Genomic DNA, 19483 nt, shown 5'->3' with positions numbered 1-19483 from the left:
ATGAATCACTTTTATGACGAAAAACTTCGCCGTGAAAAGGTTTTTCGCGATCCAATTCACGGACAAATTATTGTCGATAATCAAATTATTATGGACTTAATTAATACGCCTGAATTCCAACGATTACGACGAATCAAGCAGCTAGGAACTTCATCATTTACCTTTCATGGCGCAGAGCATTCACGCTTTGGCCACTGCCTAGGCGTCTATGAAATTACCCGCCAAATGTGCAACTATTTTCAGCGAAACTATCCTAGTCAGCACCCTGGCGACGGCCTATGGGATGATCATGAACGGCCGGTTGCTTTATGCGCAGCCCTCCTCCATGATTTAGGTCACGGTCCTTATTCCCACACATTTGAACATATTTTCCATACAAACCATGAGCGAATTACCCGCCAGTTGATCACCGATAGCAGCACTAACATTAATAAGATATTACAACGGGTTTCACCTGACTTCCCCCATCAAGTTGCTAGTGTGATCGACCATACTTATGAGAATCCACAAGTAGTTCAAATGATTTCAAGTCAGGTTGACGCAGACCGAATGGACTACTTGCAACGAGACGCGTATTACACAGGAACAAACTACGGAAAGTTTGATCTTGATCGTGTTCTTCATGTTATGCGACCGGCTAAGAGGGGGATTGCCTTTGAAATTTCGGGGATGCATGCGGTAGAAGATTACATTATCAGCCGGCTCCAGATGTACCTGCAAGTCTACTTTCATCCCGTTTCTCGTTCAATGGAAGTTATCTTGGACCACCTCTTAATGCGGGCAAAATATATTTACCAGCACCCAAATGACTTTGAACCTGACTTCACCCCTCATATGCTGATGCCGTTTTTTAATGGTAAGTTCACCCTGGATGACTATTTGGCACTTGACGATGGTGTTTTAACCACTTATTTTATTCATTGGACCCATTCTCGTGATGATATTTTAAGTGATCTTGCTAGTCGTTTTCTTAATCGCCGGCCATTTAAATCAGTCATTTATGATCAAAATACACAAAAGCTTTTGCCAACTTTACGAAAGCTAATTCAGACTGCTGGATTTAATAGCCAGTACTACACCGCAGTTAACGACAGCTTTAAACTTCCGTATGATACTTATCATCCACAAGATTCTAATACCCAAACGCAAATCGAGCTTCTCCAACCTAATGGCGATTCTATTGAGTTATCCCAAGTTAGTACCTTGGTCGCCAGCGTGTCGGGACGAGAAGCCGGGGATCAACGGTTCTTTTTCCCAAAAGAGATGCTTGAAACGCGAAACAATATTGAAATTTTCGAACCAATCTATGAAGAATTTCAAAGCTATATCAAAAATAATCATATTATCAATCCAAAGGAGCAAAAATAATGGCAATTAAATTAGTCGCAATCGATATCGATGGAACATTAATCAATGACCAACGCCAAATTACACCACAAACTGTTGCCGCAATAAAAAAAGTCTGCGCACAGGGAGTAAAGATCGTCTTATGCACTGGACGTCCAATGACAGGCGTAAAGGCATACCTTGACCAACTGGACTTAAATGATTCAGATAATGAATTTGTTATTAGCTTCAACGGTGCGTTGGCCCAATCAACTAGTGGCAACGTCTTGGTAAACTACACTATGTCTTTCAATGACTATGCAGACTGGCAAACTTATTGTATTAAAGAGGGTATCAAGTCCCAGATTGAAACCCGGAATTACATCTACACAATTAACCGAGATTTAAGTCCCTATACAGTCTACGAGTCAGACCTTGTAAGTATGCCAATCCGTTACCGCACCTTTGAAGAACTTTCTAAAATGCAAGATCAATACGTAATCGCCAAGGCAATGATGGTTGATACTAAAGAACAAATTGACAAAGCATGGGCAGAACTTCCGGCAGAAATGCGTGATCGCTTTTCCATCGTCCGCAGTGAAGACTTTTATTTGGAATTCATGAATAAACAAGCAAGTAAAGGAAATGCTCTTCAATTACTTAGTGAAGAACTCGGAATTAAAAAAGATGAAGTAATGGCTCTTGGCAACGCACAAAATGATGATTCAATGATCGAATTTGCGGGGTTAGGGGTAGCGATGGGAAACTCAATCCCTAGCACCTTAAAGATCGCTGACGTAACAACTGCTGATAATAATCATGATGGTGCTGGAAAAGCGATTGAAGAATATGTATTAAACTAAAAAAAGCGGTAACTGTAGCTCTTTTCACGGGCTAGGACAGTTACCGTTTTTAATTATGTTTACGATGCCATTCGTTAATTTGATCCATTCGTGCTTGAAAGCGTGGTTCCCGCCCCTGAGTACTAGGATGATAAAAAGTTTGACCATCCAGTTCTGACGGCATCGTCTTCATCGTGGTTAATTTATCTTTAGCATCATACGCATACTGGTAATTTTTACCGTAATCCAACTCTTTCATTAACTTTGTCGACGCGTTTCGGATCGTTAAGAGGACAGGTAAATTCCCCGTCTTTTTGATCACGCGTTTTGCTATCTGGCGAGCAATATATGCCGCATTAGACTTAGGAGCTAGTGAGAGATAGATGACACACTCCGTTAAGTGGACATCACACTCAGGCATTCCCAAAAACTGACAAGCATTAAAAGTATTAACTGCTACCTGTAAGGCATTAGTATCTGCTAGTCCAATGTCTTCACTAGCAAAGCGAACTAATCGCCGCGCAATATACAATGAATCTTCCCCACCATCAATCATCCGCGAGCGCCAATAAACGGTTGCATCTACATCACTATTACGCATTGATTTGTGAAGAGCAGAAATAATATTGTAATGCTCTTAACCTTTTTTGTCGTATCTTAATGATTTAGTGTTAATCAATTGTTTCAAGGTGTCCATCGTTAACGTAACTTTTTGCTCATTCTTTTCGCTGTTTAGTACCGCCATTTCGAACGTATTAAGCGCAATCCGGGCATCCCCGTTCGCAAATTGAGCAATTAATGGAATAACTCCCTCCTCACAGTTAATTATCATCCCCGGAAAACCATGCGGATGTTTTAAAGCATGTTGTAACACTTCTTCAACATCACTAACACTAAGAGAGTTAAGAACAAATACCCGACACCGACTCAGCAAGGCGGCATTAATTTCAAAGGACGGATTCTCAGTTGTCGCACCGATTAAAATAATACTTCCCCGTTCGACAAAGGGTAAGAATGCATCTTACTGAGCCTTGTTAAAACGATGAATTTCATCAATAAAGCAAACCGTTCGTTCACCATATTCACGGTTTTGTTCTGCCTCTTCCATGATTTTACGGATGTCACGAATGCTGCTTATTACTGCACTAAAAGTAATGAAGTGGGATTTTGTCTGCTTAACAATAATTTCAGCTAATGTGGTTTTGCCAACCCCTGGCGGTCCCCAAAAAATCAGTGATGATAATTGATCATTCATGATAATTTCCCGTAAGATCTTATTTTTTCTCAATAAGTGTTGCTGACCAACAAATTCATCAATACTAGTTGGACGAACACGATTAGCTAGCGGCGTGTTTTGTTCGCTATTTTGGTTGAATAATGATTCTTGATGCATACTTTCCCTCCTTATACAAAAAAAGCAGGAGTCCAGCTACTTATTCGCTGGCTCTTGCTCGAATATCGTTATTATCAATAAATTATTAAGCGATCTTTGTTACCGCTCCAGTTTGACTGTTATATTGGTAAATACCAATCAAGCTTGCAACAGTGTTATCACTATTGTTTTGCCGAACTTCAAACTTGTAAACATTGCCATCCTTGCCTGTTGGCATAATTTGGTAACCTTGGGAGCCACTAAAGCCCATCTTGTTAGCAAATTGTTGGACTACATTATCACTAGTTGCATCAGATGCAGCTTGGTTAGCAGTAGAGGATGATCGTTGCGTTGCTGAGCTTGTAGAACTGGATTGCTTATTTGTTTGCTTGCTATTGGCAGATGATGAAGCTTGAGAACTCGTGGAACCTTGTGCAGAACTTACCTTGCTTTGTAAGTCAGCGTATGCATTGCGCATTGCCGTACTAGTCGACTTTTGTGATTTCAAATTGTTCTTAGCACCATCATAATCGCCATTTTCATATGCTTTTTGGGCGTTCATATAGCTCTGTAAATCATCAGCAAGTGCTTCCGTTTGAGCATTATGATCGTTTAATTGACTTAATTGTTCATATGCTCCTTCATAGTCATGATTTTGGATAAGCTTATTAGCTGTACGATAAGCCTTTGAAGCTTTACTTTCGGAAGAACGGACAGACGATGTGCTGGAAGAACTTGTATCACTACTTGACGAAGATTGTTTACCACAACCAGCGAGGGCAAAGACAGTGGCTACTGCAGCTGTTCCAACCATTGCTTTTTTGAAAAACTTAATTGTTGTCATTTTTCTCCTCCTTATTTCACATCGTATTATAACATGAATTGATAATGACTGTTTGTCTTTCCTAAATCTTTATCTTCTTTTAAAACGGCAGATTGTAAAATTTAAGTTGAACATTTAAGTGGACAGAAAAACCCATCAAGGTCTTTAATGGTGTTACCACACAATCCATTAGAAAGAAGGACCTTGATGAGCACCACTATTTTATCATTCCAGAACCGTGTTGTCATTGAAACGCTTCATAATGAAGGACGTTCCTTGCGATACATCGCTAACTACTTAGGCTTTAGTAAGACCACCATCTTTAACGAACTTCACCGGCTAAATAGTGGGTATCAAGCTGAACTAGCGCAAACTGACTTTGAACGCAAGGTTAGTCAACGGGGGCGGAAGTCTTCACTCACTAAAAGCCTTAAGCACTTGATTGAGGAAAAGATTCAAGTCCAGAAGTGGTCCCCTGAACAAGTTGCCCATGTAGTTGGGATTGCCTACAAGACGGTCTATAACTGGATTGATCAAGGATGGCTTGATGTACAGTTACCCGATTTGCCTGATCATGGAATTCGTCGTCATCGTGCTAAAGAAAAGCGTGGTACGTTCAGTCACGGCCGCTCCATTGAGGAGCGTCCTCATAAAGTCGAAACTCGCCAAGAATTCGGCCACTTTGAAGCTGATACCGTACTTTCTGGCAAACGTAAAGGTCAAGCTGTGGCGACTTTTGTGGAGCGTAAGAGTCGCCTGACAATTGTTAAACGGCTCCATGGTCGCGACAGTCAGTCCATGACTCAAGCCGTACTTGAACTAGCTAGTCAACTTCAAGACAAGCTCAAGACGCTTACCGTGGATCATGGGAAAGAGTTCGCTAACTATCAGGCAATTGAACAGCTAACGGGTACTCAGGTTTACTTTGCCCATGCCTATTCACCGCACGAACGCGGTAGTAATGAGAACCGTAATCGAGTTTTGCGACGGTTTATTCCCAAGGGACAAGCCATTGAAGAGCTGAGCGATCGCCAGCTGGTTCAAATCAATTGGTATCTGAATTCCCGACCACTTAAATGTCTTAACTGGCACACACCAATCGAGATCTTCTTGATTAATCTACGTCACTAAATTCGTTCAAGTTATTTCTTGCAATCTGCCAAACAGAAACGAAAAATAAGAAAGGCCGAAAGAAACTAAAAATATTTTTTCCTTCCGACCTACTTTATTTATTAATTTCAGTTTGCTTAAATATTACTTCTTTTCCAACTGTGCACTTTGGAAGACTTGCTTAAAGAGTGGACTAACAGGACGATTTTCGTTAATCCGTTTGATTGCATCCCCAATTAGTGGCGCAACCGATACCTGCTTGATTTTATCGATTTGTTTTTCCTTTGGCAATTGAATCGAGTCTGTCACAACAACTTCTTTAAGCGGTGCATTCCGTAAACGTTCAATTGCTGGGCCAGATAATACTGCATGAGTACATGATGCATAGACTTCTTCTGCGCCGGCATCTATCAGTGCTTGCGAACCTAAACTAATAGTTCCCGCAGTATCAATCATGTCATCAATCATAATACACTTCTTACCCTTAACGTCCCCAATAATATTCATGATTTGAGCAACGTTCGCCCGTGGACGCCGCTTATCAATAATCGCAATTGGAGATTTTAAAAACTCAGCAAGTGCTCGTGCCCGTGTTACTCCACCATGATCAGGAGAAATAATAACTGCATTTTCAGCAACACCCTGGTTGATAAAATACTCCGCTAAAAGAGGAGCACCCATCAAATGATCGACAGGAATATCAAAGAACCCTTGAATTTGTGCGGCATGAAGATCAAGTGCAATAATCCGATCAACACCGGAATTTTGCAACATATTAGCAACTAACTTAGCAGTGATTGGTTCACGGCTCCGTGCTTTTCGGTCTTGACGGGCATAACCATAGTATGGCATCACCACATTAATCGTCTTGGCACTAGCGCGGCGAAGCGCATCCACCATAATTAATAACTCCATTAAGTTGTCATTAACTGGGGCAGAAGTCGACTGGATGACATAAACATTGTCTCCCCGCACACTTTCCTCAATATTAATTTGGATCTCACCATCACTAAAACGATTAACAGATAATTTTCCTAAATCAACACCGACATGCTTAGCAATCTTTTCTGCTAAGGGACGGTTTGAATTTAACGCAAAGATTTTTAAATTTTGATCAAAATATTGCTGTGTCATTAGGTCCTCCGCTGATTAATAAAAGTTATACTACTACCACTTACATAATATAAATTAGTGAGGCAAAAAGCAAGTTACCATGGTAGCTTCTTAGCATAATTTTCTTTATTAACCTGCCGTGCCCGCGCAATTGCCATATCATATTGTTCCGTACTGTCTGTGATGGTCGAACCAGCAGCAACAAATGAATCTTTTGCAATATTAACAGGGGCTACTAAGTTACTGTTACTACCGATGAATGCATGGTCACCAACATTGGTATGGTGCTTATTTGTCCCATCGTAGTTAACAAAGACTACTCCACAGCCAACATTAATATCCTTACCTAAAGTAGCGTTACCGATATAAGTGAGGTGACCGACCTTTGTTCCCTCACCGATATAAGCCTTCTTAACCTCACAGAAGTTACCAATATGAACATTTTCGCCAATTTCTGTTTCTGGACGCAGGTGGCTATTAGGACCAATATCACTGCCATTGTGCATTTCTGCTTCTTGGAGGGTAGACGAAATAATTTTAACCCCATCGTGAATCTTGGAATCATTGATCCGTGAACCAGCACCGATATAACAATCGTTACCAATTTCTGTATGACCTTTGATTACAACGCCACCTTCAATAACTGTATCACGACCAATCTTAACATCAGCATCAATATAAGTTGTTTCAGGATCAATCATTGAAACACCTTCACGCATCCAATGAGTATTGATCCGGTTACGCATTACCTTGTTTGCGCGTGCAAGGGCAACTCGGTCATTTACCCCCATTGATTCGTCAAAGTTATCCATCTTGTAGGCTGTTACGATCTCATTTTCTTGCTTTAAAATGCCAATAACATCAGTTAAATAATACTCACCCTGAGCATTATCATTCGTGATCTTGCTAAGGGCTGCAAAGAGTTTCTTGTTATCAAAACAGTAAACTCCGGTATTAATTTCCTTAATTGCTTGTTCTTGAACAGTAGCATCTTTTTGTTCCACGATTCGTTCAACGATTCCAACATCATTTCGCACAATCCGCCCATAACCAGTTGGATCAGGAGCAATAGAAGTCAAAATAGTGGCTGCCGCATGCCATTGTTCATGATATTCAAAGAGCTTTTCAAAAGTCTCAGCCGTAAATAAAGGAGTATCACCACTGACAATAATAGTTTCGCCATCTTCATTTGCAAGAAGGTCTTTTGTTTGCATTACAGCATGCCCGGTTCCAAGCTGTTGTTCTTGGAGCACATACTTAGTACGGTGTCCCAATTGCTGTTCAACCGTTTCCGCCCCAAAACCAACAATTGTAATAATATTATCAATCTTGGCCTTTTCCAATTGGGTTAAAACATGCTCAACCATTGTCTTACCACAAACTTGGTGTAAAACCTTGTATAGCTTTGAGCGCATCCGGGTACCTTTACCAGCAGCTAAAATAATTGCATTACGTTTTGTCATTTCCTAATTCTCCACTTTCTTATCAAACACGTTTTCCATGAAGCTTCCTGCTTGTGCTGCAATCTTCTTCTCCGTGCCATCTTTAGTTTCCACTTTGATTAATGAAGTACAGTTATCGACTAACCGTTGACCGTTTACTGGACGACCCTCTGCAAAGACAGTGATTCCAACCAAGTTAGCATCAAATTCTTTAATCAAAGATTTCATTCCATTAATCGTGCCGCCGCCCTTCATAAAGTCGTCAACAACTAAGGCATTTGCCCCAGCTGATAATGTACGACGGGACAATTCCATCTTCTTTATTCGCTGAACAGAGCCAGAAACGTAATTAACACTTACAGTAGGTCCTTCAGTAATGTGCGAACTATTACGAACAATAACGAATGGTTTATTCATATACATCGCAACGCTTTGAGCAATCGGGATCCCCTTAGTCTCGACTGTCATAATAACATCAACATCAGTATCAACGTATTGAGTAGCGATTAACTTACCAATCTGCCGCAAAATTTCTGGTTGGCCGATTAAATCTGATAAGTAAACATAGCCTCCCGGTAGCAAACGCGAGTCATCATTAACCCGGTCAACCAAGTTATCAATGGCCGCTTGAGCATTTTCCTTAGAATAAAATGGCGTTAATACCGCGCCACCGCTTGCACCAGGAATTGTTTCTAATCGTCCCTGTCCCCAAGTTTGGAAGGTATGTTTAACAATTCCCAAATCTTCACTGATTGATGACTTAGCTGAGTCGTAACGCTCACCAAAAAACTTCAACGATACTAATGATCGCGGATGTTCAAGCAAGTAACGTGTCATATCCACCAATCGGTTACTCCGTCTAATTTTCATGTTCTTTCTCTGCCTTTCAAAAAGGATTAATTAACATTGATTTTAACATAAAACGTTCGGATTTTCGGCAAAATTTTAGTATTTACTGAAGAAAAAGAGTACGAGATAGGGGCATTTTATCACCATAAAGTTAGCATCTGAAAGCCCCGCAAATAACAATAGTCTCCAACACTTTGCTGGGCGTTGAAGACCATTGTTGTACTGTGCTATTTACCTACTTAAGCCCCAGTCTAATTCGATTCGATAAATTTACTATAAATCAAGGCTGTGGTATAGATGATAACTTCAATCACTGCGATAAAGAAACTAACCGGCCAATCTGTCAAATAACCGAGAAAAAGACCAAGCCATGTCCCTAGCAGTGAAAATAAAATTGCTAAAATAATCATCCGTGCTACACCATGCGTAAAGTATTTAGCACTAGCAGCGGGTAATGTTAGGAGAATAAAAATTAGCAAAGAACCGACAATCTGAGCAGCGACACTAACACTCAAAGCAAGTAATAAAAGAAAAACAACAGAAATTATTGTTTGATTTATCCCACTGACCTGCGCACCAATCGCATCAAAGGAGTCAAACTTAAGCCGGCGATACATTAACAATAGAATGACCAAAACAAGAATAGAAAGGTAGACAAGTTGCCATACCTCATTCAAACTAATTCCAACCACGCTACCAAACAAAATACTTGTTGCTGAGCTAGCTGACTGACTGCTCAAAGATAAGAAAAGAATTCCTAAGCCAATAAACAGCGCTGAAACGGCACTAATAACCGCTTCTCGTCGTGATTCTTTTATACTCATTTGTCCAACAATAACTGAGCTTAACATTGTAAACAGAATCATCCCATTTAGCGCTGGCCATCCAGCAAAAACGGCAAAAGCACCACCAGCAAATCCAATTTCAGACAAGGTATGCGTTAAGAATGATAAATTTCGTGCAACGACAAAAACTCCAATAATTCCACAAATAATCGCAATAAATGTACTAGCGACAAATGCATGACGCATAAAACTTAAAGTTAACATTACTTTTTATCCCCCTTTACCGGACTGGGTAACTCATTAATTGGCCCAGTGGAATAAGAACCGGGAGACAAATACAAGAAACGAGTTCCATATTGTTCTGCTAGATCCCAATCATGAGTAATAAACATTACACTCAAACCATTTTGTTGAAAACGGGTTACTAGGTCTAGCAATTCATACTTCATTTCATTGTCCAGACTTGCCGTCGATTCGTCCAGAATAAGGAGGTTAGGATTGGGTAATAAGGCTTGAGCAAGATACGCTCGCTGCTTCTCACCCCCTGATGCTAAACCAAGAGGCCGCTCAGCAATCTTTGTTAGGTTATTTTCACGAATCATCCGTTCAACGCGGTTTCGTTCGCTTTTAGTCAGCCATGGCAAAAGACGTGGTTTAGTATTTAAAGCAACAAAATCACGAATAGATAGCGGGTATTCCTCATCAATATTACGAAACTGAGGAACGTAGCCAAGTCGTGTACTTTGCGGAATAGTTATTGTCCCGCTTTTCGGTTTTAAAAACCCAAGCATCGAGCGAACAAGAGTCGTTTTTCCTACCCCATTTTCACCAACCACGACGAGAAAATCTCCTTCATTAATGGAGAAGCTTAAATGATCGATTACAGTATGATTTCCATAAGCGATCGTTAAATCATCAACTGATACAACTGCCATTATCTTCTTAATTCTCCTTTTGTTGAATGCGAGACAATGCTTGGTATTGCTTAAGCATCCACTGCATATAGTCATCCCCATTCGGCTTTGTTTCCGTTACCTTTAATACTGGAACATCATGTTCATGGGCAAGCTTAACTAAATTATCAACAACTTTATCACTTGTCTGCGAATTATCAACAAAGAAGGCAATTTGGTGATTAATGATTGCTTGTTGAATTTCTTCAATATCTTTTGGTGATGGATCGTTCCCATCTTCAACAGCTTTTTCGAAATGTTTGTCCATAACTTGATAACCAGCATTTTCTAAGGCGTAATCAAAAACTGGTTCACTAACTGCAACACGATTATTATTAGGATTTACCTGGCGCTTCACTTTCGCAATTTCTTCATTAAGTGGTTGAAGAGAAGCTAAATATTTTTGCGCATTCTTTTGGTAATCATTAGCGTGTTGCGGATCAAGTTTACCATATTGAGTTGCAAGGTCATTTGCTAATTTTTCGACTGTTTCAGGTGCATACCAAATATGCTCATTGTCGCCATCTTTCTTGCCGGTTAAAGATGCCACATTAATTACTTTAATCTTGTTATAGTTACTGCTTGATTTAACGAGTTTGTTTACCCAGCTATCGTAGCCAAGACCATTTTCAATTACTACATTGGCTTTAGCAACTTGCTGGGCTTGCTTAGTATTGGGTTGATAATCATGGGGATCAACCGAAGCATTATCAATAAACGAAATCACTTGGCCATGATCGCCAGCTACTTTCTCCGCTACTTCACCATAGAAATTCAATCCGGTCACCACTCTAATTGGCTTTTGATTTTCCCCATCGATTTCCACGGAACAAAGGATAAGCCAAGAATTATAACCAACAAAGCAATAATGCTAATAACACCGATAATATATTTTTTCATTCTTTCCCTCTTTTTTAATCGTAATCATTACTATTTAGAACAATGAATATAATAGCGAACTTTATGTCGGATTGCAACTATAAAAATAAAAAGGACAAGAGGAGAGTGGAAAATAACCTCCTTGCGGCGACGCGAAGCTAGTTCCACGTTATCTTACTATTATTCATAAAAGCAGTTGAGGCTGAGAGAAAACAAAAGTTTTCTCCCAGCCTCATTCTTCTTGGCCTTAAATATAATCAAAGCAAAGTTACAACATGAACGTCGCGACAAAATCCCCGGATACTATTTTGAATCCGTTTTGCTCGCGATTCTGTATGGCAGATTGCGAAGACGGTTGGTCCCGTCCCGCTCATTTGTGCAACATCGGCCCCCAATTCTTTCATCTTATTCTTTAAACGACCGATTTCTGGATAAAACTTCATCGTTAAAGGCTCTAAAACATTTCCCATATATTTTGTTGCTTCTTGCCAATCTTCTTTCTTTAAATTTGTCAGTAACGCTTCATTATTAAGATGTTGAAGCTTCTCATAATTAATTTGTCGTAAGATTTGCGGTGTGGAAACACTGATCTTTTGTTTTGCAATCACGGCCCAATAGTGGGGTTGTGGTGGTAACAATTCAATTTTTTCACCATGACCAGTGACATGGGCTAATTTGTTGTATATACAATACGGGACATCAGAATCAATCGTTAATGCAATCTTTGCTAGTTCTGATAAACTCAAGCCCAACCGCCAAATACTATTTAATGCGCGTAAAACTGCCGCTGCATCTGAAGAGCCACCACCCAATCCGGCCGCAACCGGGATTTGCTTCTTAATCCGAATCGTAACACCATCTTTACAATGAAAACGACTACGCAAAATATGAGCTGCTTGGTATGCTAGATTACGTTGGTCATTAGGTAAAAAACCATTATTTGTATAGACTTTAATTGTTGTAGGGCGCCGGTGTGTCTCAACAGTTACATAATCAGCCAGGTCTGCCGAGACCATTACCATATCCCATTGAGGAGAACCATCAAAATATCGCATCGGCGTATCTAAACTCAAATTCAATTTTGCTGGTGCTTTTTCTGTAACTATCATCCGGCAACCCTCCTTATTGTAATAATTTAGTTAGTTAAATTATACTAACGGAACTATAATCCTTGCAACTACTGTTTCCTAACTATTCCTAAAGCAAAAGGAGTGAATAAAAACTGCCTTCCTGTTGAAAGGTATTTTTACCCACCCCTATTATTTTATAAATATGAATTTTAATTTTTATCAGCTTATTCTGCTTCATCAAAGGCAATTGAAATATTTCGTGTTAACAAATCAGTATAACTATAGGAAACCCGATCCAATGTCCCCTGTTCATCATTCAAATGAATAACAAATACTGCAGGATAGGTCTTACTCAAAATACCGTGATGGGTGGTAATACGTTTACGTCCAGCTTGCGCTTTTACTAAAACATGCTCGCCAATCCGTTCATCTAGCTTCTTCTTAATTTCTACAATGCTATTAGGCACGACTCCTTCACCTCACTGTAGACTAGCATACTCTTTTTTTACACAAAAGGCAAAATTGTACCATAATGTTTTGTAACGGTCAACTATATTTTATAAGAAATTTTGCTGGTGAAGAGCATTCGCAAGTTCAATAAATTGTTCGAGGGTTAGTTTCTCAGGACGGATTTGCGGCGAAATGTCCAGCTGGGTTAAAACGGCCGTCATTTTCTCTTTTACCACTGGATCTTTACCAATTAAACTTTGGAGGTTATTCCAAAGACTCTTGCGACGATGAGCAAAGCATCCCCGGATAAAGCCAAATAATTTTTGCTTATCAAAAGGCTGAACCGGAAGCGGATTTGTCCGCGGTGTTAATACCACAATTGCTGAATCAACATTAGGTGCTGGCACGAACACTTTCCGCGAAACATCAAAAGCAATTTTAGCTTGCATTTGGTATTCAATCGCTAATGTCAAAGCACCATATTGTTTAGTGCCTGGTTTAGCCGTGAGTCGTTGAGCAACTTCCTTTTGCATCATTACACAAATCGTTGCCCACTCAACAGGACTAGCCAGTAAATTCATTAGAATGGGACTCGTAATGTAATAAGGGAGATTAGCAACCACCTTAATTGGTCGACTAGGATCCTTAAATTCCTTTTTGATTAATTCTGGTAAATTAGCTTGAAGGACATCTTGATTAATCACTTTTACATTATCATATGGTGATAATACTTCTTTTAACACCGGAATTAAATCTTGATCAATTTCTAAGGCTAAAACTTCTCCCGCCGCTTGTGCTAATTGCTCCGTTAAAGCGCCAATTCCAGGGCCAATTTCAATTACATTGTCATTAGCTGTAATATCCGCCGCCTCAACGATATTTTTTAAGACGTTCAAATCAGTAAGGAAATTCTGGCCGAAACTCTTTTTTGTTCGGATCCCGTACTTTTCCATTATCGCGCGGGTACGTGTTCGACTACCAATTTCTGGTGAATTACTCATGATCTTCCTCCTGATTTATTTGCTTAATTGCTTGTTCAAATGTTGCTCGGTCAACTTGAAACATGTTTAACCGGTGAATTAATTGTTTTCCATTGCCATAACCGATTCCAAGTAATTGCCCTAACTTTTCACGCCGTTTTCGTGAATCTGCTTGACCTGTTAATCCCCATTTTTGCAAGTCTTCTCGCTTGAAAACTTGCTGGGGTATCGTTGTTTGGGTATAAAGGTGCTCCAAAGCTGATTTTATAATTGCTGGCGTTGCATGCTCAACTCCCAAGCTACCGTGAGCCTCAGTTGGCACACCATCTTTACGTTTAATAAAAGCGTGCTTAACTCCCGGGATGGCTTCACTGATTATTTTTCTAATCCGCTCCCCGTTAAAGTCCGGATCAGTAAAAACAATTAGGCCCCGGCTTGCTTGTAACTTTTTCAACTTCGCCAAGTCAGCCGTTGAAATTGCGGACCCATTTGTTTCGTAGGTATCGGCATCAACCGCTTTTAAAATTTGCTTAGTATCATCTTTACCTTCAACAACTATAACTTCTTTTATTCTAATCATAGGCCTCTTTCTTCATTTTCCAAAAATAAGCGGCGGGCGTTCGTAAATGTTTTATATGCCACTTTACCAGCATCAACCTGCTTTAAATTTGCAATTGCATCCACCGTAAACTTAGTAAAACCGGGTTCATTTTGCTTTCCCCGGTATGGAAGTGGCGTTAGGTAAGGTGCATCTGTTTCAACCATCATCTTTTCCAAGGGAACAACTAACGCGGCTTCATGGACTTCTGTCGCATTTTTGAAGCTTACGACACCACTAAAAGAAATCATCATCCCGAGATCCATAAATTTCTCTGCCCATTCTGGCGACCCATTAAAACTATGCATAACACCGCCAAATTCATCGACGTGGGCATTCCGCAAAATTTCATACGTGTCAGCTAGTGCATCCCGGCAGTGAATCGAGACTGGTAATTTCAGTTCTCGCGCCCACTCAAGCTGTTCAGCAAAAATTTCTTGTTGTTGCTTGTGAGGAGACTGCTCGTCATTATAATAATCTAAGCCAATCTCTCCAATTCCCACGACTAAGGGATCTGCTAATTGTTGGCGTAATTCTTTCTTGGTTTCACTATTCCAATTAGCAATATCTTCTGGATGCCAACCAATAATTGGATGCAGGTTATCAAACTGGTGTCCCAACTTTAAAGCACGGGTATTCAATAGCTGGTTCGAGCCAACAATATTCATCTCCGTCACGCCATAATGAGCAGCACGGTTAATAAAGGCAGGCACATCATCATAAAACACATCGTCATTTAGGTGGGTATGGGAATCATAAACCAATTGCTGGTGTTGATGATTACGCACTTTATTCAACGCCCATTCCAGGTACTAAATTATCAGGAACAGTTACCACTTGAACATTGCCGTCTTTTTCAGCAGACAAAAGCATTCCTTGGCTTAACTCGCCCCGCATTTTCCGTGGTTTCAAGTTAGCAACAATCAAAACTTTTTTACCTACTAAAACAGAAGGATCTGGATACCATTTGGCAATTCCAGAAAGGATTTGCCGGCCTTCTTCTGTTCCATCATCCATGTGGAATTTTAGAAGCTTATCAGCACCTTCTACATGATCGGCAGCAGTGATTTGAGCCACTTTCAATTCAACTTTGTCAAAGACATCAATCCGAATTGGCTTTTTGCCATCTGTTTTCTCTTCTTGTGCTGTTTCTTGGGCTTTTTCTTTTGCTTCAGCCATTGCCTTTCTTCCTTTCTTCTTTTCGTTTGCTGTCATCTTACTCTTAATAAATTCAACCTCGGCCTTCACATCCAATCGTGGGAAGATCGGAGTTCCTTTGGCGACAACCTGAGCTTCTCCTGGGAACTCATTAAATTGAAGATCGATTAATGATAAGTCAGTCTCTTCAATTCCAAGTTGCTCAACAATTTGTTTTGGTGCATTCGGCATAATTGGTTGAATTAGGGCCGCAATAATCCGCAAACTCTTTGCTAGATGGGTCATCACATCTGATAATACATCCTTCTTACTATCATCTTTTGCTAATACCCATGGTTCAGTTTCATCAATGTACTTGTTAACACGACTAACCAACTTCCAAACAGCTGCCAACGCTTCAGCAAATCGTGTTTTGTCCATCAGTTCTTTATACTCAGCGATTACATCACTAGCAGTTTGTTCTAAACCAGCATCAAAATCAGTCGTTGCATCATTAGTACCAAGTAATTTGCCGTTTTGATACTTATTAATCATCGCAACAGTCCGATTGAGCAAGTTTCCAAGATCGTTAGCGAGGTCATAGTTTACCTTATCAACAAAGTCTTCTGGACTAAAGACGCCATCATTACCAAATGGCATTGCCCGCAATAAGTAATAACGTGTAGCATCAAGGCCGTAACGATCAACAAGGGTTTCAGGATAGATAACGTTTCCCTTTGACTTCGACATCTTCCCGTCACGCATTGTTAACCATCCATGACCAATAACGTGCTTTGGCAATGGTAAGCCAAGCGCATGAAGCATAATCGGCCAGTAAATCGTGTGGAAACGAACAATTTCCTTTCCTACCATGTGAATATCAGCAGGCCAGTACTTCTTGAAGAGGCTATCATCGTCACTGCCATATCCTAGTGCAGTAATATAGTTTGATAATGCATCAATCCATACGTATACCACGTGCTTAGGGTCATTAGGAACCTTAACTCCCCAGGTAAATGATGTCCGCGTAACTGCAAGATCTTCTAGCCCTGGCTTTAAGAAGTTATTAATCATTTCATTCATCCGTGATTGCGGTTCGATAAAATCAGGATGTTCCTTATAGTAGTTCATTAACCAGTCAGCATACTTACTCATCTTAAAGAAGTATGATTCTTCCTCAACTAATTGAACTTCATGACCTGATGGCGCTTTTCCGCCGATCACATTACCGTCTTCATCACGGTAAACTTCTGCTAACTGACTTTCTGTGAAGTATTCTTCATCATCAACTGAGTACCAACCAGTATACTTACCCTTGTAAATATCCCCTTGGTCAAGCAATTGTTGGAAAATCTTTTGGACAGCTTTTTCATGGTAGTCATCGGTTGTTCGAATAAACTTATCATTTGTAATTTCAAGTTTTTTCCATAGCCCTTTAATTTGGGCAGCCATTTGATCAACGTATTCTTGTGGCTTCATGCCGAGCTTTTCAGCCTTTTGTTCAATCTTAAGGCCATGTTCATCGGTTCCTGTTAAGTAGAATACGTCATAGCCCATCAAACGCTTAAAACGTGCTTCTGCATCACATGCAATTGTTGTGTATGAATTACCAATATGGAGTTTACCAGATGGATAGTAAATTGGTGTTGTAATGTAATAAGTTGGTTTTTGTTCAGCCATATAAGGCCCCTCTTTCTAAGATATTACTAATTAAGATTTAACATTTAGTATAGCATTTTATTAGGGCTTGCTCCATCCTAAAACAGATCAAGCTGTTCTGGTGATTTAGGTGCCAGACCCTTAAATTCAATGTTCATCATTTTTTGAAGACTTAATGCGTTCGGTGCTGCATCCTTGGCGGAGTTATTATTGAAGATAACACAGAGTTCTTTAGGTTGCGGCTGCAAGGACTCAATTTGTTTTTTAAAGAATTGAAGTTCTTCCGTCGAATATCGATACAGCGTCCGTGTTTTTCGCCATTCTTTTCCTTGACTTTCCCACCCTTTGCGATTGCGGCCATGAAGGCGCAGCATGGCTAAGTCGGGATTAGTTGTTGCAAGCACAAATGGTACTGACGTCGGCGTATTATGGGGTTCATCAGCAGCTACTAATGTAAAGTTGAGCTCACGACAGAAATCTAAGACTGACGGTAAAATTTCTTTCTTATACCAAGTTTGATTACGAAATTCGACTGCAATTGGCAAGTTTCCTAACCATTCCCGAATTAATCGTAAGTAAGAAAAGTCACGCACAGTTGCATCAAAATATGGAGGAAACTGAAATAATATCGTCTTTAATTGACCAGCAGCTACCAAGGGGGAGATTGTCCGGCGATATTGTTGAAAGACCTGTTCTAATTCGCCACGTTCCTGGTTTCGCTGATGCAGTGTCATTTTCTGGTTAGCTTTAACGATAAACTGAAAAGTTGGAGGAACCGTAGCAAGCCAGTTTTGAATTGTTGCTATCTGAGGTAAAGCGTAGAAAAAAGTATCAACCTCAACCACCGGAAAATGTTGAGCATACTCATCAAGCCTTACTGGGCGTTGTTCATCATGGATGAGTACTGGATGCTCCGTCCAAGTTGTCATCCCCATTGTTATTTTCATCTTTAATCCTCTCTTTCGTACCCCAAAAATCCTCATCAAATTACTTAGCAAATTCTTATACACCACAAAATAAATCTATATTCATTTTTTAAGGACTCGAATCGTTGCTTTTATCACTTTTATTCATTTTGATAGTAAAAGGCGAACGGATTATACACTATTTTCACACTTTAAAATGAAAGCGTTTCTCATACTTCGTTATTTCTCTAGGAAAAGCGTTCAAAACATGTTATTTTACAAGTGAACAATATGAAAGGAGCGATCAGAAATGCTACTAAAGAACAAAGGTATTCGTCACATTTTTTATCAAGAAAAGGATGCTACTAAAAAGAAGGGTACTCATTTAGTAGCACTCCCATTCAAAATTGATGGGAAGGTCGTTTTCTTTGAATGACCACTGGAGTAAAAAGAAGCTGGAAATTGTCCTTAGACAACTGCAGCTTCTTTTTTATACTTTTAATTCGTCAAAGAATTTTGTTGCATCGTCTTGAACCATTTGAAAGTCAAAAGGAAATTTCAATAACTGCTGATTAACCGCAATCACCTTTGCATTTGGATTGCGGTAATCTAGCAAGCCCGCAAATGGGTATACTTTCATCGAAGTACCCACAATCACAACTAAATCAGCTTGTTCCATTGCCTTGACAGAATTGATAATATCCTCTTGCTTAATTCCTTCATCATATAACACAATGTCCGGACGCAAGGGGCCATTATCCTTTTGATGCAGGCGACTCTTCAAATATTCGCTCACTGGAACAGTTTCATGACACTTTTCACAATAAACATGGAAGAGGTTCCCATGAAAGTCAATCAAGTGTTTCGTGCCAGCTTCTTCATATAAGTTATCGATATTTTGCGTTATAACAGTCGCACGGTCCTGTTGCGTCAAGGCTGCCTGTTTTTGATGAATTACGTTGGGCTTTGCATCTGGAAAATACAAATTTTGCTTGCAAAATTCATAAAAGCCTTCTGGATCCCTAACAAAATAACGGTGACTTAAGTAATATTCCGCATTCCGATTCTGCGTATATAGACCGTTTGCTGACCTAAAATCAGGAATGCCAGAAGCAGTTGAAACACCTGCTCCCGTTAGAAAGACAATATTTTTTGCGTCGTCAAATGTTTTTTGAATCGTCGCATCCATC

18 protein-coding genes and 2 pseudogenes are annotated in these 19483 nt (G+C 39.9%); 4 read left to right on the top strand and 16 right to left on the bottom strand.

Features of this window, described 5'->3' with window-relative positions:
* Positions 1 to 1368 carry an HD domain-containing protein gene (locus SH603_RS02175; protein ID WP_153702260.1) on the top strand — a complete coding sequence of 456 codons (1368 nt, stop codon included), beginning with the start codon at positions 1 to 3 and terminating at the stop codon, positions 1366 to 1368.
* On the top strand, positions 1368 to 2189 hold the full coding sequence (gene yidA, locus SH603_RS02170; RefSeq protein ID WP_321534029.1) for a sugar-phosphatase: 822 nt from the start codon (positions 1368 to 1370) through the stop codon (positions 2187 to 2189). Before SH603_RS02175 ends, yidA begins: the two co-directional genes overlap by 1 nt.
* A gap of 49 nt (positions 2190 to 2238) precedes the next feature.
* On the opposite strand, the pseudogene SH603_RS02165 reads toward yidA, so the two are convergent.
* Positions 2239 to 3561 (bottom strand): annotated as a pseudogene (locus SH603_RS02165) (replication-associated recombination protein A).
* An 85-nt stretch (positions 3562 to 3646) separates the two neighbouring features.
* Complete coding sequence (locus tag SH603_RS02160; protein ID WP_321534028.1) at positions 3647 to 4384, bottom strand: hypothetical protein; 738 nt, start codon at positions 4382 to 4384, stop codon at positions 3647 to 3649.
* A 186-nt stretch (positions 4385 to 4570) separates the two neighbouring features.
* Between SH603_RS02160 and SH603_RS02155 the strand changes: the two genes are divergently transcribed.
* Positions 4571 to 5494: an IS30 family transposase gene (locus SH603_RS02155; protein ID WP_321533676.1), complete on the top strand. Its 924-nt coding sequence runs from the start codon at positions 4571 to 4573 to the stop codon at positions 5492 to 5494.
* A gap of 123 nt (positions 5495 to 5617) precedes the next feature.
* Here the strand turns inward: SH603_RS02155 and SH603_RS02150 are convergent, their stop codons facing one another.
* The 13 genes and pseudogenes from SH603_RS02150 to SH603_RS02090 form a co-directional block, all read right to left on the bottom strand.
* Complete coding sequence (locus SH603_RS02150) at positions 5618 to 6607, bottom strand: ribose-phosphate diphosphokinase (protein ID WP_321534027.1); 990 nt, start codon at positions 6605 to 6607, stop codon at positions 5618 to 5620.
* A gap of 74 nt (positions 6608 to 6681) precedes the next feature.
* Entirely contained in the window at positions 6682 to 8049 is a 1368-nt protein-coding gene (glmU, locus tag SH603_RS02145; RefSeq protein ID WP_321534026.1) for a bifunctional UDP-N-acetylglucosamine diphosphorylase/glucosamine-1-phosphate N-acetyltransferase GlmU, read from the bottom strand.
* Positions 8050 to 8052: 3 nt separating this feature from the next.
* Positions 8053 to 8898: a pur operon repressor gene (gene purR, locus SH603_RS02140; RefSeq protein ID WP_321534025.1), complete on the bottom strand. Its 846-nt coding sequence runs from the start codon at positions 8896 to 8898 to the stop codon at positions 8053 to 8055.
* A 230-nt stretch (positions 8899 to 9128) separates the two neighbouring features.
* Positions 9129 to 9926: a metal ABC transporter permease gene (locus SH603_RS02135; protein WP_135951430.1), complete on the bottom strand. Its 798-nt coding sequence runs from the start codon at positions 9924 to 9926 to the stop codon at positions 9129 to 9131.
* A complete protein-coding gene (locus SH603_RS02130) occupies positions 9926 to 10597 on the bottom strand; it encodes a metal ABC transporter ATP-binding protein (protein ID WP_003667190.1) in 672 nt (223 codons plus the stop codon). The genes SH603_RS02135 and SH603_RS02130 overlap by 1 nt, the downstream gene beginning before the upstream one ends.
* 7 nt (positions 10598 to 10604) lie before the next feature.
* Positions 10605 to 11515, bottom strand: a pseudogene (locus SH603_RS02125) (metal ABC transporter solute-binding protein, Zn/Mn family).
* A 236-nt stretch (positions 11516 to 11751) separates the two neighbouring features.
* Positions 11752 to 12603 (bottom strand): 4-(cytidine 5'-diphospho)-2-C-methyl-D-erythritol kinase, encoded by an 852-nt coding sequence (gene ispE / locus SH603_RS02120; RefSeq protein ID WP_169472619.1) that lies wholly within the window; start codon positions 12601 to 12603, stop codon positions 11752 to 11754.
* Between the two features lie 185 nt (positions 12604 to 12788).
* Positions 12789 to 13031 carry a Veg family protein gene (locus SH603_RS02115; RefSeq protein ID WP_003665581.1) on the bottom strand — a complete coding sequence of 81 codons (243 nt, stop codon included), beginning with the start codon at positions 13029 to 13031 and terminating at the stop codon, positions 12789 to 12791.
* A gap of 90 nt (positions 13032 to 13121) precedes the next feature.
* Entirely contained in the window at positions 13122 to 14015 is an 894-nt protein-coding gene (gene rsmA, locus SH603_RS02110) for a 16S rRNA (adenine(1518)-N(6)/adenine(1519)-N(6))-dimethyltransferase RsmA (RefSeq protein WP_169470826.1), read from the bottom strand.
* Positions 14008 to 14574, bottom strand: a complete 567-nt coding sequence (rnmV, locus tag SH603_RS02105) for a ribonuclease M5 (protein ID WP_135951420.1) — start codon at positions 14572 to 14574, stop codon at positions 14008 to 14010. The genes rsmA and rnmV overlap by 8 nt, the downstream gene beginning before the upstream one ends.
* Positions 14571 to 15389, bottom strand: a complete 819-nt coding sequence (locus SH603_RS02100; protein ID WP_169470827.1) for a TatD family hydrolase — start codon at positions 15387 to 15389, stop codon at positions 14571 to 14573. Before SH603_RS02100 ends, rnmV begins: the two co-directional genes overlap by 4 nt.
* Positions 15382 to 17409 (bottom strand): methionine--tRNA ligase, encoded by a 2028-nt coding sequence (gene metG, locus SH603_RS02095; RefSeq protein WP_169470828.1) that lies wholly within the window; start codon positions 17407 to 17409, stop codon positions 15382 to 15384. The genes SH603_RS02100 and metG overlap by 8 nt, the downstream gene beginning before the upstream one ends.
* A 77-nt stretch (positions 17410 to 17486) precedes the next feature.
* Entirely contained in the window at positions 17487 to 18335 is an 849-nt protein-coding gene (locus SH603_RS02090) for a DUF72 domain-containing protein (RefSeq protein WP_321534024.1), read from the bottom strand.
* Positions 18336 to 18603: 268 nt separating this feature from the next.
* On the opposite strand from SH603_RS02090, the gene SH603_RS02085 reads away from it, so the two are divergent.
* Positions 18604 to 18729 (top strand): hypothetical protein, encoded by a 126-nt coding sequence (locus tag SH603_RS02085; protein WP_263863252.1) that lies wholly within the window; start codon positions 18604 to 18606, stop codon positions 18727 to 18729.
* A gap of 54 nt (positions 18730 to 18783) precedes the next feature.
* Here SH603_RS02085 and SH603_RS02080 read toward each other — a convergent pair whose 3' ends face one another.
* Positions 18784 to 19482 (bottom strand): NAD-dependent protein deacylase, encoded by a 699-nt coding sequence (locus SH603_RS02080; RefSeq protein WP_169472617.1) that lies wholly within the window; start codon positions 19480 to 19482, stop codon positions 18784 to 18786.
* Position 19483 lies beyond the last annotated feature (1 nt).

Source organism: Limosilactobacillus reuteri (assembly GCF_034259105.1).
GTDB classification, from domain to species: Bacteria; Bacillota; Bacilli; order Lactobacillales; family Lactobacillaceae; genus Limosilactobacillus; species Limosilactobacillus reuteri_G.
The sequence above is the reverse complement of the archived record's forward strand: the minus strand, read 5'-3'. Positions and strand labels throughout refer to the sequence as shown.